16 protein-coding genes are annotated in these 16,290 nt (G+C 38.7%); 6 read left to right on the top strand and 10 right to left on the bottom strand.

What is annotated here, in order from left to right:
• Positions 1-630 precede the first annotated feature (630 nt).
• From ACIQXH_RS04790 to ACIQXH_RS04770, 5 genes are all read right to left on the bottom strand, one after another.
• On the bottom strand, positions 631-1,440 hold the full coding sequence (locus ACIQXH_RS04790; RefSeq protein ID WP_403080282.1) for a hypothetical protein: 810 nt from the start codon (positions 1,438-1,440) through the stop codon (positions 631-633).
• Positions 1,441-3,085: 1,645 nt separating this feature from the next.
• Positions 3,086-3,421, bottom strand: coding sequence for a hypothetical protein (locus tag ACIQXH_RS04785; RefSeq protein WP_402873727.1), 336 nt, complete (start codon positions 3,419-3,421; stop codon positions 3,086-3,088).
• A gap of 97 nt (positions 3,422-3,518) precedes the next feature.
• Positions 3,519-5,051 (bottom strand): T7SS effector LXG polymorphic toxin, encoded by a 1,533-nt coding sequence (locus ACIQXH_RS04780; protein ID WP_403080283.1) that lies wholly within the window; start codon positions 5,049-5,051, stop codon positions 3,519-3,521.
• A 15-nt stretch (positions 5,052-5,066) separates the two neighbouring features.
• On the bottom strand, positions 5,067-5,345 hold the full coding sequence (locus ACIQXH_RS04775; RefSeq protein WP_403080285.1) for a DUF5344 family protein: 279 nt from the start codon (positions 5,343-5,345) through the stop codon (positions 5,067-5,069).
• 5 nt (positions 5,346-5,350) lie between these two features.
• Positions 5,351-5,734 (bottom strand): YwqH-like family protein, encoded by a 384-nt coding sequence (locus tag ACIQXH_RS04770; RefSeq protein WP_403080287.1) that lies wholly within the window; start codon positions 5,732-5,734, stop codon positions 5,351-5,353.
• Between the two features lie 315 nt (positions 5,735-6,049).
• On the opposite strand from ACIQXH_RS04770, the gene ACIQXH_RS04765 reads away from it, so the two are divergent.
• Positions 6,050-6,700 (top strand): hypothetical protein, encoded by a 651-nt coding sequence (locus ACIQXH_RS04765; RefSeq protein WP_403080289.1) that lies wholly within the window; start codon positions 6,050-6,052, stop codon positions 6,698-6,700.
• Between the two features lie 51 nt (positions 6,701-6,751).
• Here the strand turns inward: ACIQXH_RS04765 and ACIQXH_RS04760 are convergent, their stop codons facing one another.
• On the bottom strand, positions 6,752-6,958 hold the full coding sequence (locus ACIQXH_RS04760; protein WP_403080292.1) for a DUF5316 family protein: 207 nt from the start codon (positions 6,956-6,958) through the stop codon (positions 6,752-6,754).
• Positions 6,959-7,157: 199 nt separating this feature from the next.
• Positions 7,158-8,069: a TetR/AcrR family transcriptional regulator gene (locus ACIQXH_RS04755; RefSeq protein WP_403080293.1), complete on the bottom strand. Its 912-nt coding sequence runs from the start codon at positions 8,067-8,069 to the stop codon at positions 7,158-7,160.
• 256 nt (positions 8,070-8,325) lie between these two features.
• Between ACIQXH_RS04755 and ACIQXH_RS04750 the strand changes: the two genes are divergently transcribed.
• The 3 genes from ACIQXH_RS04750 (at position 8,326) to ACIQXH_RS04740 (ending at position 10,710) form a co-directional block, all read left to right on the top strand.
• Positions 8,326-9,774: a DHA2 family efflux MFS transporter permease subunit gene (locus ACIQXH_RS04750; protein WP_403122621.1), complete on the top strand. Its 1,449-nt coding sequence runs from the start codon at positions 8,326-8,328 to the stop codon at positions 9,772-9,774.
• 152 nt (positions 9,775-9,926) lie between these two features.
• Entirely contained in the window at positions 9,927-10,238 is a 312-nt protein-coding gene (locus tag ACIQXH_RS04745) for a putative quinol monooxygenase (RefSeq protein WP_402873747.1), read from the top strand.
• 109 nt (positions 10,239-10,347) lie between these two features.
• Positions 10,348-10,710, top strand: coding sequence for a VOC family protein (locus tag ACIQXH_RS04740; RefSeq protein WP_402873749.1), 363 nt, complete (start codon positions 10,348-10,350; stop codon positions 10,708-10,710).
• Positions 10,711-10,897: 187 nt separating this feature from the next.
• Here ACIQXH_RS04740 and ACIQXH_RS04735 read toward each other — a convergent pair whose 3' ends face one another.
• The 3 genes from ACIQXH_RS04735 to ACIQXH_RS04725 all read right to left on the bottom strand — a co-directional run bounded on the left by ACIQXH_RS04735 (position 10,898) and on the right by ACIQXH_RS04725 (position 13,357).
• Positions 10,898-11,353 carry a hypothetical protein gene (locus ACIQXH_RS04735; protein WP_402873753.1) on the bottom strand — a complete coding sequence of 152 codons (456 nt, stop codon included), beginning with the start codon at positions 11,351-11,353 and terminating at the stop codon, positions 10,898-10,900.
• Positions 11,354-11,536: 183 nt separating this feature from the next.
• The gene (locus ACIQXH_RS04730; RefSeq protein WP_403122313.1) at positions 11,537-12,328 is read right to left on the bottom strand and encodes an endonuclease/exonuclease/phosphatase family protein; all 792 of its coding nucleotides are present in this window, start codon (positions 12,326-12,328) and stop codon (positions 11,537-11,539) included.
• Positions 12,329-12,529: 201 nt separating this feature from the next.
• Positions 12,530-13,357: an endonuclease/exonuclease/phosphatase family protein gene (locus ACIQXH_RS04725; RefSeq protein WP_403122311.1), complete on the bottom strand. Its 828-nt coding sequence runs from the start codon at positions 13,355-13,357 to the stop codon at positions 12,530-12,532.
• A gap of 144 nt (positions 13,358-13,501) precedes the next feature.
• Here ACIQXH_RS04725 and ACIQXH_RS04720 point away from each other — a divergent pair, with 144 nt between their 5' ends.
• Together ACIQXH_RS04720 and ACIQXH_RS04715 are read left to right on the top strand one after the other, a co-directional pair.
• Positions 13,502-14,923: a phospholipase D-like domain-containing protein gene (locus ACIQXH_RS04720; RefSeq protein ID WP_403122309.1), complete on the top strand. Its 1,422-nt coding sequence runs from the start codon at positions 13,502-13,504 to the stop codon at positions 14,921-14,923.
• 134 nt (positions 14,924-15,057) lie between these two features.
• Positions 15,058-16,266 carry a CynX/NimT family MFS transporter gene (locus ACIQXH_RS04715; protein WP_403122308.1) on the top strand — a complete coding sequence of 403 codons (1,209 nt, stop codon included), beginning with the start codon at positions 15,058-15,060 and terminating at the stop codon, positions 16,264-16,266.
• Positions 16,267-16,290: the final 24 nt, after the last annotated feature.

Here is a 16,290-nt window from a genome sequence, read left to right as displayed (position 1 = left end):
ATGATAGCCTGAGCCAATCGTTATCAACATGAAGAGATTCGTTATTTTTTGAAAAAGATTATTGGGCGGATCATAAATACCTAAAGCATAGAAGTTGGACATGGTATTTTCTAATAAAAAGATGGAGAAGCCATATGCAAGTTGGATTGAAAGTAAATATGCTAATATGTTGCCGAATAACTCTAAATTTCCTGATGACATGTAGGTCCTCTTTCTAAGATTATAAAAATATACCTTTCAAAACCCCATAAATAACGTAATAAATAATAACAGAAGCGATTGCCTGTAAAAACAGGGCAACCAGGAATAACAATTTTCGAACAAGCCAATTGTAATTTCTAAGTGTAAGATAAATATGATAGCCTGAGCCAACGAGAATGAACATGAAAAAATTCACGAACTTTTGATAGCGGTTACTAGGGTTCTCATAAATCGCCAGAGCATAAAAGTTTGTCATTGTACTTTCCAATAAAAAAATGGTGAAGCCATACGAAAGTTGTGTTAAAAGGAAACCGGTTAATAAAATTCTTATACCTTGAATTATGTCGTGCACATAATCTGCCTCTTTTCAAAACGAAAGGCCAATCTCTATTGAAATGGCCCCTCCGCTTTACTAAATCTATTAAATTTTTATATTGATTGTCCCTGATAGGCAGCCAAGTCACCTATGCCAGTTAATGTGGCTTCCCATTCATCATGGTTGGCTAAATGGATATGTACAGGGGTTTTTGGATCTTCCGTATATTCTGCAAGCCATATTCCACGATCAGAAGGTAAAAAGAATAGAATGTTCTCTAAGTACGTTTCCTCTTCAAAACTAGTTATACTAAAATTAGAGATATTAAACAAAGTCCAGTCATAAGTGCGCAGGTCATCAGAGAATAAGTAGAAACTGTCTTCTTCTTGCTGGGTAAACTTGGACTTCTTGCGTACTTTATCAACTTTTTTAGGATTACTTAACCAATCAAATGCTTGCTCGGTCAGAGAGAAAGCTTCCTCACCTTGATATTTGTCAAAGGAGATTCCATAATATTCTCTAATAATCATCTGGATTTCAGAAGAGGGGATAATCGCGAATTCATGAATGATATCTCGATCGATCAAGTGGAAAAGCCATTCATCCTCTTCAAAGTGATGTAGCATTAATACGGACTTTTGAGGGGAATTGGAGCAGCGAATCATTCGTTTTGAGCCAATATACTTTTCGATGAAACGCTGAGTTTCCTGCGTTAATGGTACTTCTTCCCGAGATTCTTGCTCCTCACTCCACATGTTTTTCATCATTAATTGATTTTTCGTCACTTCAAGAATGGCCAACCACTCTTTTTCGGACTTATCCCCAATAGCGGTTTCGGCAATCCCTTTTGCAATCTCATGATGTCCGGCAACACTCACCATCAAGGCTAATTCTTCAGTTGTACAGGTTAACAAATGATTCATTTTGTCACGTCCTTTTAAGAAGTATGGTCATGTATCCGCTTTTTGATAAGTTATAGAAAGATAGCTTTCACTATCCCATATATGATCTTATAAATAATAATGGAAGCAATTCCTTGTATAATAAGAGCGATAAGGAAGAAAAATTTTCGAACAAACTAATTGTATTTACGTAGTCTGAGATAAATATAAAAGCCGGCACCCATCATGGCATACATGCAAAAGTTCACGGTTTTTTGATAAAGGTTACTGGGTTTCTCATAAGTTCCTAAAATATAATAGTACCTGATCATGGCGCTTTCGAATAAGAAGATTACAAAGCTAGATCCCCATTGGATTGAGAGGAGATATAGTAATAAAATTCCTATCCATTCAATTATGCTGTATATCATGGTTCTCCTCTTTCTGAAATATATAAAAGGTATAAAAACCAGTTATTACCTCCTGAATTTAGGAGGTTTACTAAACAAACTTTAAAAGTAAGTGTATAGGGTATCATATGCATCCCATATATAGTGTAATGAAATATATTTATATAAGAACTATTGCCTATAGAATACGAAGAATAATTATATAAATAATAATGGATATCATTGCTTGTAAAGTAAGGGAAGTAAGAAATAAAAATTTTCGTACAAACCAGTTATAATTTCTAAGTTTGAGATAAATATGATAACCGGTACCCACGGTAACAAGCATGAAAAGGTTTGCGAACTTATGGAAGAAATTATTAGGTTTTTCATAGGTTGCTAGAGCATAATAATTCGTCATAGTACTTTCTAATAAAAAGATTAAAAAACCAAACATAAGTTGAATGGAGAGTATGTATCCAATTAAATTGCTAATTATTTCAGAAGTTCCTGGTGACATTTTACCCTCTTTCTAAAACTATAGAAAAATAGCTTTCAACATCCCATAAATGATTTTATAAATAATCACGGAAGCAATTCCTTGTAAAAGAAGGGCTATTAGGAATAGAACTTTACTAACAAACCAATTGTATTTCTTGAGTTTTAGATAAATGTGAAATCCAGTACCAATTAAAGTGAACATGAAAAAATTCACGAACTTTTGATACGGAGTACTAGGTTTCTCGTAAGTTCCCATAGCATAATAGTTGCTCATCGCACTTTCGAAAAAGAAAATAGTACAGCCAAAAGCAAATTGTGTTGAGAGTATACATGTTATAAAAATCCTGATGCCTTGAATTATATCGTCTACCATCATATTCCTCTTTCTAAGTTATAGAAAAATAGCTTTCAACGTCCCATAAATGATTTTATAAATAATTACGGAAGCAATTGCTTGTAATAGAAGAGCTAGTAGGAATAGAACTTTACTAACAAACCAATTATGTTTCCTGAGTTTAAGATAAATGTGAAAACCAGTACCTATAGTAATGAACATGAAAAAATTAACTGATTTTTGATAGATTGTACGAGGTTTTTCATAGACACCTAAAGCGTAAAAATTTGTCATAGTTCCTTCCAATAAAAAAATTAAGAATCCATACATAAGTTGTCCTGAAAGTATACATAATAATAATATTCTTATGCCTTCTATTATGCTGTATATCATGGTTTTCCTCTTTCATGAGTGAATAAAAGGTAAATATAATATTACTTCAAAGACACACAATAGATAGCCGTTATAGAAAAATAGCTTTCAACGTCCCATAAATAATTTTATAAATAACCACGGAAGTAATGCCTTGTAAAATAAGAGCTAGTAGGAATAGAAGTTTCCTAACAAACCAGTTATATTTCCTGAGTTTAAGATAAATGTAGTAACCAGAACCAACGAGAAGAAACATAAACCAGTTGACAAATTTCTGATAAGGACTACTAGGTTTATCATAGATGGCTAAAGCGTAAAAACTGGTCATTGTTTCTTCCAATAAAAAAATACAGAATCCATAGGTAAGTTGTATTGTTAGATATCCTGCTAATAAATTTCTTATATTTTCTATCATGTTGTATGCCATTATTCTCCTCTTTTCAAGATGTTTTTATACAAGTTTTGTTAGTGAAGGATTAACTTTTAGATGTAGGATTAATTGTGAAAGTAGAATTTAATGGTATCTAATTAAACCAACTAGAAACTGACTTTTTTATTTCACTTGTTTTTTTATGGGCAAAATCAATAGCTTTCTCTACCGTTTTACCGCCAATATCTTTAATTTGATTACCAAACTTAGAGCTTACAACACCGCCTACTAGGCCTCCTACCGCTCCGCCTACAACGATTCCAACAGGGCCGCCAATACTTCCTATTGTGGCACCTATTTTAGCTCCGCCACCAATTGCTATCATATCTGCAGCAAATCCAGAGGCAACTCTTCCTAATTTTTCTTCAAATGATTTATTAACATTTGCTGGATCTGTTGTTTCACCAAGATTGGATACAAATGATATTGGAATTCCGACCAATGGAATTCTTTTTGCCACAGATGTTAACCCCTTAGCGCCTGCTGCTTTACTCAATAGACCTGTTGTACCATTCGATTTTATTCTTTCAGTTGTTCCCTTAACTAAGTCTTTACCGGTTGATCGTTCGAAGTTTTTCGGGAAACCGGCCAGGTGTTTTAACATATGGGAAGGACTTGTGTAAGAAGCAGCGAATTTCTGTAGTTTCTGCATCACTGGGTTAGTAGGTGTGGATCTGGAAAAGTCCAATAGCCATTTAGAAACCTTTGAACTATGTTTTCCTTTTGATGTCCAAGATGGATCTGCCTTTACGGAAAACTCATAATTACCTTTTAGTTTTTGCCATAGTGTCGGTTTACTACCAAAGTAATGAATACTTAATTTTTTTGACAAAAACATGGTAGATATAGAGGAAGCCGCTTGATATCCTACTAAGACATTATCGCCAAAACTCATTTTTCCGTTAATATAGGCAAAAGGAGAGGTAAGCATTTGTCCAAATGTCATCTTACCTTCTGAAGCTACTTGATTCTCTATCTCTGAAAATGCCGGCTTATCCTTTAATTGATTCACATCATAGTTTTCGATGCTGAAATTCCCGCCACTGAACATACCTTGAATTTCATTAAGGTATTTGTGCATTAACTGTATGTCATCCTCTACAGATGCTAGTTCTTTTGTTTGGCTTGTATCGAACGTACCCAAGTTATCAATCGTTTCCTTTATTCTAGAAGTAGCCCTTTGATAATGGGTGAGAAATGTCTGGTCATTGAGCTTTTCGATGGCAACGATATCACTTACCTCATCCAGGGTAGTGTTGGCTTCATCGACTAAATCAATCGTGACATTATGTGCATTTTTTAAGCCTGTCGTGAGTTCGCCTTCAAGAAAGCTTTGGCGGATAAAACCGCTTGAATCAGACTCCAGTTGAGTAGAAGCCTCTTTAAGAGCCGTCAGGACTACTTCATAGTTTTTAAGAGAAGAGTCATAGAATGAAAGGAAAGGGATATGCCAATCTTGATAAAAGGCGCGTATCGCTGAACCACCTTTTCCTTTTAAGGAATCATCGAGATTGGAAAATTCATGAATAACCTTCTCCAGTTCATTCGCCTGTTTCCTTTGGGCTTTTACTTTGCTTAGTAATCCATCTATTCCACTATGTAAAGATTGAGAATGAAGTGTCCTCATTGTATCCTCCATATTCTAATGTGCGTTTATAGAAGTTGAAAGCTGTTGGTCAACCTGTTCTACCTCTTGTATGGCCGTTCGTACGGATTGGTTATTAGCTTTTAAAATTTCTTTATAGCTTTGGCCAATCTTTTCTAATTGATGGTTTAGTTCCTTGATTTTTTTTACAACGTCTAATTCATTTCCGGCTGCGAAATCTTCTAGTAATTTCGTTTTGAAGGATTCCATTGTACGGTCCATTTTCGAGATGGCTGATTTTACATCTTCACCATTCACTTTTATTTCTTGACTCAAACCATTCAATCCTTTCTTAGCTTTTCTTGTCTTCGTTTTTCTTCTTCTTCTCTAGCAAGTCGTTCGATTTCAGCCGTAATCCTGGTTTCTAATGAAGTAATTACTGATTGAAGGCTCATTATTTTATTTTCGATGGCCGTTATCGCTGCATTCAACTGTGTTTGAGATAAATCTTTATAGACTGATTCTAGGTCTTCACGAACATCCGTAAAATCGGTGGCTAAGGTTCCATGCCATGTTTGGGAAGAGAGCGCTGGTTTCGTTACTACTCTTTCGTTCTGAAGGAATTCTCCTTGTAGACTGTCTAATTCATGCTTGCAGGTTTTTAACTTTTCGACTTGTTGCTTCTTTAGGGTTAATTCGGATTGTAAATCGGTTAGATAGGACAATGTTTTCAGCCCCTTATGCTTATAGGTATGGTGATAATAGTCACGGTATCTATATGGTAACACGTGGAAAATAACTTAATAAATGGGTCGATATTACCTAAAAAAGTGTAAGTGTAGTCAATTATTCCTGCATTAAATTGTTTTTGAATGGTAATGGAACAAGTTGCATTAGTTCATATTCTTAAAGCAGCATGCTAGGGTTTTCAAGATTCCGTTTCTTTTTTAACATTCTTATGGTGAAATAGTAAACTTTTGTTATAATGGAAATTCCTGCTTAATAAATGGGCGGCAAAAACAAAGAGGCGAGGGGAAGTTTTGAAAAAGTTCATGATCGTATTAGTGGGGGCTGTTTTGTTGGGTGGTTGTAACCTGGACAACGATGCCAATTCAGAGGCAGTAGATCGTGCAGGCCATGTCGATAGTACTGACAATACTATAGAAGAAACGGGGAAGGAAGAAGTCCATTCAAGTTATACGGTTGCCGACTATATAAAGTCCGTAGAAGGTAACCTTGAGGCGAATTCGGATGCTTTGATCGAAAGGCTTAAAAAGGTACAAACATACAACTTTTACTCTGAAGTGGAGCTCTTGGATTTTGTGGCTGATCGGAATGATTTTTATTTATCCATTACGATGTTTTCCATGGATAGAGGAGCGAATGAAGTCTTTTATGAGGGGAAGGATTCCAGCATTTTTTCAGGTAGTGTGGGAATTGTAGAAGATGTACCATTTTCTATCGTCTTAGGTAACGAGATAGATGATTTTTGGAGTTTTTACGAGGAGAACGATGAAGAACTGGATACATTAGAGAAACAAGCCATCACAAAGTGGTTTGCGGAGTGTTGGGAAAAAGCGAATGGAGAAGCGATTGAATTGCCTTCTTATTTTTGTTTTCATGATGAGTATGAATCCTTTGATTTGAAGAAAAAAGAACAGATCTCCGATGACGAGAAGTGGGCTGAATGAGCCGAAAAAGAAGGTCACCTATAGCGGCCTTCTTTTTGTTTTGGTTTTCTGCTAGAAGTACCATATCAACCCGGCAATGCCTAATGACAGCAATCCTATCAAACCGCTATATAATGCAATTTTTGTTCTGAACTGCCGATGTTCACTCGTTTCCGAATGGAAATTAGCTCTTTGTTCAGGCCCGGTCGTCCAGGCCCCTATAAATATTCCTGAAAGGCTTATTCCTACCACACCAATAATCATGAATAACTTTAGCAATCGCCCCACCCCTTATTCATCTTAGGTAACTCTACGTTCCAAAAGGAAAATGGTTCCAATTATTTAAGTGAAGGTAGAAGTCCCCGACAAATGGGGTACTAGAAGGGAGGAAGAGGTTCTTTATTCTTCCATAAGGAAACACCTAAGAAATGAAAGTTGTGCGCAATTCCTTCATGACAAGGTGTTTTTTGTTGTCTCCTTAGATTTCTTTTTCTAATAGGCGCAGGCAGGTGTTGACGTTTTCCTCGAATTGTTCCATATCTTGTTTGGACTTGGAGGCATATTGGGTCTTTATAACATGGAGTAAGCTTTCTATTAAAAATACCCGTGGCTTACTGGTTTGCATCAGCTCTTCTTGAATGAAGTCGATTAGTTCATTTGCTTTTGCTTGATCTTCTCGACAAGGGAGCGATCTGTGTGTTGCCTTTTTTAGGGCCAAGGTGGATTTCATTAAGTCATTATGACATTGATGTAAATTATTTTTAGAGGTTGGAAGCCATGTATTGATTAATTCCGGATTAAGTATTTGTTCTTTGCTTTTGGCTACTCCGTCAACTAGATCGACGATCCGGTTCATGCAATAGCGGATGACTTTAATTTCTGGTGTAGCGGTATCTTTGGCATGGAAGCTGAAATAACTCATATGGGCCATCATTCCGTTAAAGAGAATGGCGGTATCCAATAAATAAGGTTTTTTACTTTCCCCAAAGATATCGATAAAACGACCATACATCCAACGTATGCTTAATAATTGGATGCGCTTGATGAATTCTTTCAATTCTTCGTCGTTTGATACACGTACTTCTTCAATTAAGACGAGTAATTTACTTTGTATATTCACCGTCATTTGTATTTCTAGCTGTTTAATGAATATTTCAATATCCGCCAAATCCTGACCAATCAATAGTTCTTCCCGGTCATAGCGGATCTTTTTATAGAAGGAACTGAAAATGGCCATAAATAATTCTCCCTTGGAGGGGAAATAATTATAAAATGTACCTTTGGAAATGCCACTGCCATCTAAAATATCTTGGATGGATGTCGCTTGATAGCCTTTTTCAATAAACAATTTATGAGCTGTATCGATGACATTCTGCTTGCGTTCATTCATATGATCACCCTTAGTCAATTATAATGCCTGTATAAATGTAATCGTATACTATTTTCCATACCAGCACAAACCCAATATTCACGTAAGAAATTTATATTGCAAAATATGGGCGAGGAGTATATTATATATTTTATGCAGAAAGTTAGACTTACCGTATAAGAAAATGAACCAACAGTTTGAATGGAGGAATAGATAAAAAGTGAGTACTACTCAAACGATAGAAAAAAAGGCCCCTTATGGCATTTTAGCCATCTTGATGATCGGGGCATTCATATCCATACTTAATTCAACTCTTTTGAATATTGCACTACCATCCATATCAAAAGATCTTGAAATCGAGACGGCAACCGTCCAATGGTTGGCAACGGGATATATGCTGGTGAATGGTATCATGATTCCTACAACAGCCTTCTTAATTAGAAAATATTCTGTGCGGAAGCTGTTCTTGACAGCGATGTTGCTATTTTCAATCGGGACGATTGTTGCAGGTGTAGCACATGTATTCCCATTGTTATTAGGTGCACGGATGGTTCAGGCGGCTGGTTCAGCGATCATGATGCCATTATTAATGAACGTTCTTTTAACGTCATTCCCTGTTGAAAAGCGTGGATCGGCAATGGGGTTATTCGGTTTAGTCATGATGGCTGCCCCTGCTATCGGACCAACGCTATCCGGATGGATCGTGGAACATTATGACTGGAGAATGCTTTTCCACTTTATTACTCCACTTGCGTTACTAGTTCTTATTCTTGGCTTCTTTAAACTGAAAGACAAGAAAGAAAAAGTAGATATTCGAATAGATATTCTGTCTGTCATTCTATCTAGTTTAGGTTTCGGCGGATTGCTGTACGGCTTCAGCTCAGCGGGTAGCAAGGGCTGGGATAGTCCTTGGGTATACGGAACATTAGCCGTCGGTGCCGTTACACTGGTTCTATTCATTGTACGCCAGCTTAAAATGGAAACGCCGATGCTTGAATTCAGGATTTTTACCCATCCAATGTTCGCCTTATCAGCGGCCATTTCCATTGTCCTGAATATGGCAATGTTCTCGGCCATGATCTTGATGCCGATGTATATCCAAACGCTTCGTGGCATTTCACCGTTCGATTCGGGACTGTTGATGCTTCCAGGAGCCATCATCATGGCACTCATGTCGCCAATTACCGGTAAGCTATTTGATAAGTTCGGAGCACGCGTTCTTGCTGCTGTTGGTTTGCTTATCACCGTTGTTACCACTTATTACTTTAGCGAGTTGACTATGGAAACATCGTATGGAAATATTATGGTTCTGTATTCTGTACGGATGTTCGGGTTGTCCATGGCCATGATGCCTATCATGACAAATGGTTTAAACTCATTGCCGGCCCGTATGAATCCACATGGTACTGCGATGAATAATACACTTAATCAAGTTTCAGGTGCAATCGGAACAGCATTGCTCGTTACGGTCATGTCTAACCGAGCCACTTCGTCTGGCGAAGACCTAATGACTGCTGCCATGAGCAAATTAACAAGTCAGCCTACAGCTGATATGATGGCTCAAATGCAAGCGCAAGTTGGTATGCAAGCGATGTTAGATGGCATTAACTTCTCTTTCCTTGTATCAACCTTCATCGCTGGATTGGCGCTAATCTTAACATTCTTCATTAAGCGTGCTTGGCCTGCAGAAGATAAGCTAGCTAAAAGGGAAAAACAAACATCATAAGATAATAAAAACGTGATCATGGTCATCTCCTTTTGGGGGAGAGGCTAATGATCATGTTTTTTTATTTTTTTTATGGTAAAAATAGGATAATTGCAAATTGATGTAGAAATATCTAACAGGTATCCAAAAAGGAGCTATTAAAGGAGGAGTACATGAGTAAATATGGATTGATTGGAAAGTTCATTGTGAAAGATGGCGAACGTGACGCAATGGTAAATATTTTGTTAGAAGCAGCAGAATCCCTAAAGAGCCTGGACGACTGTGAAATCTATCTCGTCAATATTTCCGAAGAAGAGCCTAACTCTGTTTATGTGTATGAAGTGTGGAACGATGAAGGTGCCCATCAAGCATCCCTCGGTCTTGAAGCGACTCAAACATTAATAAAACGAGCAAAACCAATCATGGCTGGAATGGAGAGGATCGGTACATTACAAACAGAGGGAGGGAAAGGCTTATTGGACTAAATGTGTGAAAGTGAAATTATAGGGTTTCTAAAGGTCCTTCTTTATCCTGTTAGAGGTGTTATCTGATCGTAAATACCAATTGGATAATAAATACTCAAGGAGGGAATCAATGATTTATGAAATGACCATACAAATTCGGGTTACCGATATAGAAGAAGGACGCCAGTGGTATGAGTCCTTCATAAAACGCAAACCTGACTTTATGCCTCATGAAGGTTTTATGGAGTGGGAACTCATTCCAGGGAGTTGGCTACAAGTATCGGAAGGAACACCATCAGAAGGATGTGGTCCGTTACGTATAGGTGTGGTTAGTCTGGAAAAAGAACGGGAAAGAGTCATGCAAGAACTTGGAGTGGAATTTTTTGAGATTCATTCAAGAGCGGAGGTTCCAGTAAAGTGGGGAACGTTTAGTGATCCTTGGGGCAATAGGCTTGGCTTCTTTGAATATGTAAGTAAAACGGAAAAAGCATGAAGTGTGGATATACGTTTTGTTTTGGGCTTACCATTCGTAATCACAAAAGGGTAAGCAAGGTGTTTTGAAAGCTAAACGGTAAGAATGGGTTGTGTTTCGAAACCTGACTTTTCAAATAAAAGAGGATGGACATGCTTCTAGATTGTAGAAGAACATGACCCATCCTCTTTCTTTATTCGATTCGACATTAATTCATATCTACATGAGGTGGCGTTTTTTCAATGTTAATTTTGGACAATTTCATTCCTTTATACGATGTGATGCAAGGAACCAAACATAAGACGGCCATTGGGACGCAATAAAGAATGTAGAAGTGTCCTCCTTGTTGTATAAAAGGTAAATAAGCAAGTGCTATGCAAAGCAATGCAGCGAATATGATTAAGAAGATTCCGAAAGACTTATGATAAAATGAATAGACAGCTTCTCTTTCTACGCGCTGTTTGTATAAGGTCTTTGCGACTTTATCAGTGCGGATAAAGAAGTATAAGGACACTAAAAGAAATACAGCCGAGAACGGTAAGGCTAGGGCAAAGTAGGAAACATCAAGAATGCTGAGATAGAAGCTGGTTAAAAAAAACACTTCCGATATACCTAATGCAAAACCATAATTGAAAACGCTTACTTTTGAAGGTTGCTTAATCATGGAAATTCCTCCCTCTTTATATATATATTAAACGATATCCATCTTGTTCACAAGTTAGACACATTTATTTTTGAAAAATAATCCATTTGGCAGGGGTTTTTGTGGGATACAAAGTTTCCTGGGGAATATAAGTGATGAACAAAAGAGTGTCGGGGTGTAAGTAATACATGAAACTCGCCATCCTTAGTTGGAACGGCGAGTGTGGGTGTTCTTATCCAAAGCCAGGGTGGCGATAATGGGGTAATGGTCAGATCCTGGAGTATAAATCACTTTCGCTTGAGATGTTTTTATCTCCTTTGAAGTGAAAATATAATCAATCCTTTTGGGGATGCCCTCAGCATCATAAGTATAAGCATCGTTTTGTTCGGCGAATGCATCATGAAAATGAGAGGCAAGAGTTTTCAATTCCGTGCTTTGTGGTGTTGTATTCAAGTCACCCATGATGACCTTGTGACCTTTTTTTCTATTTGAAATTTGGATGATTTCGTTCAATTGAATGTGACGCTCGTTAGCGGTTAAAGCTAAGTGTGTATTATAGATGTTGAGTTTATGGCCTTTTATATCGAGGGCAATTTCCAATAGTCCTCGTTGCTCCGATTCGCCAATTTTCGTAAGAAGGTAATTTTGCGCTTGAATGATTGGATATGTGCTTAGTATGGCTGCCCCATATTGTCGGCGATTTTTTCTTGATTTAAATGGGGGACGATCGATATTGGCCATATAGATATAATGCATGTCGAGACGCTTAGCCAACCAATCGGCTTGATCTTCAAAGCCACTTCGTTCTGACCAATGATTGTCCACTTCTTGGAGTCCGATGATATCGGCGCCCTCGGCTTCTATTATACTGGAAATCCGTTCCATATCCAAAATCCCATCCAAACCTACAGCATGATGGATATTGTAGGACATGACCTTCACGTTTTTCACTTTCTGCTTGGTGAACAACCGTCCAAAAGGAAGACCTTCCCGCAAAACGAACACTCCTTTCCGTTCATTAAACATTTATATTACCTATTAGTATACCTTTTGAAATCATAATATAAAGTGATTCGGGTTATTCAGCTCCTAGACAAGTTGGTGACAAGGGAAGTGGTGTATCATTTTTCCCAAGTGAAAAAGCACAAAAGTTGTAAGACCAACATCATTTATTATAATCTTCGTGCGGAAGGTGCTTTATCTTTTTAATGTAATCTTAGCCGTCAATGGGAGATGGTCAGAAGCTAGGGTGGAGATGACTTTTGGATTTGATATTTTTATGTTTTTTGATGCGAAAATATAATCAATTCTTTTCGGAGTACCATCCGCAGAGTAGTATGTATACGCACCATTTAGATGGGCAAACGCATCACGAAAAGAAGACGAAAGCGTCGCTATTTCTTTACTTTCTGGGGTTGCATTCAAGTCGCCCACTATGAGCTTGGGCCCTTTGGCTTCAAGGGAGATAGCGATGACCTCATCCACTTGTTTTTGTCTTTGTTCCGGAGCTAAGGGCAAGTGTGCATTATAAACAGTAAGATGGTTGCCCTTCACTTTGATTGTAGCTTCTAATAACCCACGCTGCTCTGTATTTCTAATCTTCTTAAAGAAATGGTTTTGTGCATGAAGGATAGGATACTTACTTAATATGGCCGTTCCATATTGTCGTCGGTGTTCCCCGTGATTCAAAGGATCACGGTCCAAGTTGGCCATGTATGCATAATGCATATTCAAGCGTTTGGCCAACCATTTTGCTTGATCTTCGAAAAGGCTCCGCTCTGACCAATGATTGTCCACTTCCTGTAACCCAATGATTTCGGCATGTTCTCGTTCGATTGTATTCGCGATCCGGTCTATATCCAGAACCCCATCGATTCCAACAGCATGATGGATGTTGAAGGTTAGAACTTGTATGTCCACTGTCTTTCTCTTACCATGCGGCTGTTCACTAGCCAAGGTATGACGTGCGGGATCCATGGTTACAAGAAAGAGCAATATCGTAATGAAGCCAATTATCTTCCTCAAACTATCACTCCTTTATGAAACGAATATTAATGAAGATATCATTTGACTATTTCATGAACTTTATTAGTCATTCCTCTTTTCGATCCAAGTATAGAGTTAGTCCTTAATACAAATAGTATTAGGAAAGTTAGGGGGAGGGATTTCATGACAAAAAAGATCGTGAAAGGAGCACTGTTTGTATGTCTATTATACGTCCTTTATGCAGTGGCTACGTCGGTTGTTCTGTTCTATTTTCCTTTGGATAAAAAAGGGGAGGCACCCCCTAACGTTATAAGTGGTTTTATGGGGAAGGGAGATTCTTCAGATCGAGTGTTGCTCCTGGAAAATGGGTATGAATCGGGACGTGCACGGATGCAAATGATTCAGGAAGCCACTGATACGATTGATATCGCCTATTATTCCATAGCAAAAGGTAAGTCGACCGAGCTGATTCTCGGTGCCCTCATTGACGCGGCGGACCGGGGCGTTAGGGTCCGGGTCCTTTTGGATGGGATTAGCCATGGTCTGCGATTTAAAATGAGTGATGCCCGTTTCGCTTTGGCATCGCATGAAAATATTGAATTAAGGTATTATGAGTCGTTCAAGATATTCAAGCCTTGGACATGGAACAACCGACTTCACGATAAAATCATGATGGTGGACGGGCGGTTGGGCATCATTGGAGGGCGAAATATAGCCGATAAGTATTTAGCGAAAAAACCGCCTAAGAATTATGTTCATGACCGTGATGTCATCATCTTTCATGCCCCACAAAATGGAGAAAGCGTAATCGTTCAGATGAACAAGTATATGAATGAATTATGGAACCACCCATACACGAGCGACCCTTTCTCAACCCTTTCAAAAAGGCAGAGTACTAAAGGGAAAGAGGAAAAAGATAAGCTAACCCGTCAATACAAAACCGCCATTCAAGAAAATGAACATTTTGTTTCACCATCGATGAACTGGATGGCCATCACCACCCCAACAAAACGGGTGAGCTTTTTGCACAACCCGATCGAGCGTTTCAAAAAACAACCCGTTGTCTGGCAAACGCTTATTGATATCTCGACGGAAGCGAAGAAGTCCGTCCTGATTCAGAGTCCGTATGTTGTCCCTACAAAAGAAATGAAGGGATATGTACCAGAAAATATGAATTCGACAGCCAACTGGACCCTACTCACCAATTCCGTGAAATCCACTCCCAATGTTATGGCCTTCTCAGGATACTTGGATTTGAGAGACGACATTATAAAGACTGGGGTAAGACTTTATGAATATGCCGATAAGCATTCCTTACATGCTAAATCGGTGGTCTTTGATCAACGGCTAAGTGCAGTTGGCTCCTTCAACCTTGATTCACGATCAACCGTTTTAAGCACGGACTCGATGGTGATCATAGATAGCGAGGAATTCGCAGTACAGTTGACAGAGGCTATTCATGACAAAATCGATAAAAGCACGTTAGTGGCGGATAAGAAAAAGAAGATAGACACGCCTAAAGATGAGAAAAAGGAAAAGTCTTATCGGGCTATCCTATTAAATGCACTCTCGAAGGTGTCCATATTATGGAGAGGATTGGCTTAACTGTTGATAAAAGGGGGAATAGAATTCAGGGGCATTTTTCATAAAAGGAAAATTACTCCAACTTATCTGCAAATAGTATGATATCCTATTGTGATATCATCTAGAAAGTTTGTTGATTGTAGGAGGATTCTTGAATGGAGATACAAAAAACGGTTGTTCAAGAACAAAAAAAGTCATTATTCTTATTTTTTTTCACGATGGGAATCGTTCTCGTTGCCTTTAATTTACGCCCAGCCATCACTTCAGTGGGACCGTTAGTCGGAGTGATTCAGGCTGATCTTGGACTTGCCCATTGGAGTGCAGGTCTTTTGATGAGCGTTCCATTAATTACGTTTGCCATCATGTCGCCTATCGTTCCCAAGATCGCCAATCGCTTATCGAATGAAAAGACGTTATTGGTGGGTTTGTCCGTTCTGCTGATCGGGGTTTGCATTCGGTCGGTTTCGATGTCATTCTTTCTCTTTTTTGGAACCGTTTTCATTGGCGTGGGAATCTCCATCGGAAATGTTCTGTTACCCGTCGTGATAAAAGATAAATTCCCGCAGAAATTCGGTCTGATGACCAGTATCTATTCTACGTCCATGGGGTTGGTTGCTTCTCTGGCATCAGGACTCAGCGTACCATTAGCCAGTGGATTGAACCTTGGTTGGCAAGGGGCCCTGATTGTCTGGGGATTCCCGGCCGTCTTGGCCATATTGATCTGGGTGTATCTCATCAGGTTGGATCAAGGAAAAGGCATTCCCATTAAAAGTGTGAGCTTAAGCGCTACGAAAATCTGGCGCTCACCACTAGCTTGGCAAATCGCATTATTCATGGGGTTTCAATCGTTTTTATTTTATGTCACGATTACATGGTTACCTGAAATCTTGATCAGTCATGGGATAAGCAGGGGGACGGCTGGATGGTTGCTATCATTTACGCAAATCATCGGGTTGCCTTCAAGCTTCTTCATCCCTGTTCTCGCCGCACGACTTACCTCCCAGGTGTGGGTAGCTTTTGGGCTGGGGTTATGCTCGGTTGTCGGATATGCAGGGTTATGGTTTGGATCTTCTTTTCCTATCCTCATCATCAGTATCACGTTAATCGGTATCGCATTGGGAGGGAATTTCCCGTTGGCGCTAAGTTATATAGGCATTCGCGCACGGAATGCAAAGCGAGCTGCCGAGTTATCGGGAATGGCCCAATCCACAGGCTATCTACTTGCAGCCGTAGGACCGATATTCATTGGATACTTGTTTGATATGGCTCAAGATTGGACCATTCCGCTTTTTGCACTCATCCTTATCTCTGCATTCGTCATGATATTCGGGATGAGTTCCGGACGAGACCGTCATGTGGAATAAACCAAACGGGGTAAGTACACCGAA

Source organism: Peribacillus sp. NPDC097225, from assembly GCF_044761955.1.
Taxonomy (GTDB): Bacteria; Bacillota; Bacilli; order Bacillales; family DSM-1321; genus Peribacillus.
This window is presented reverse-complemented; position numbering and strand designations above follow the sequence as displayed.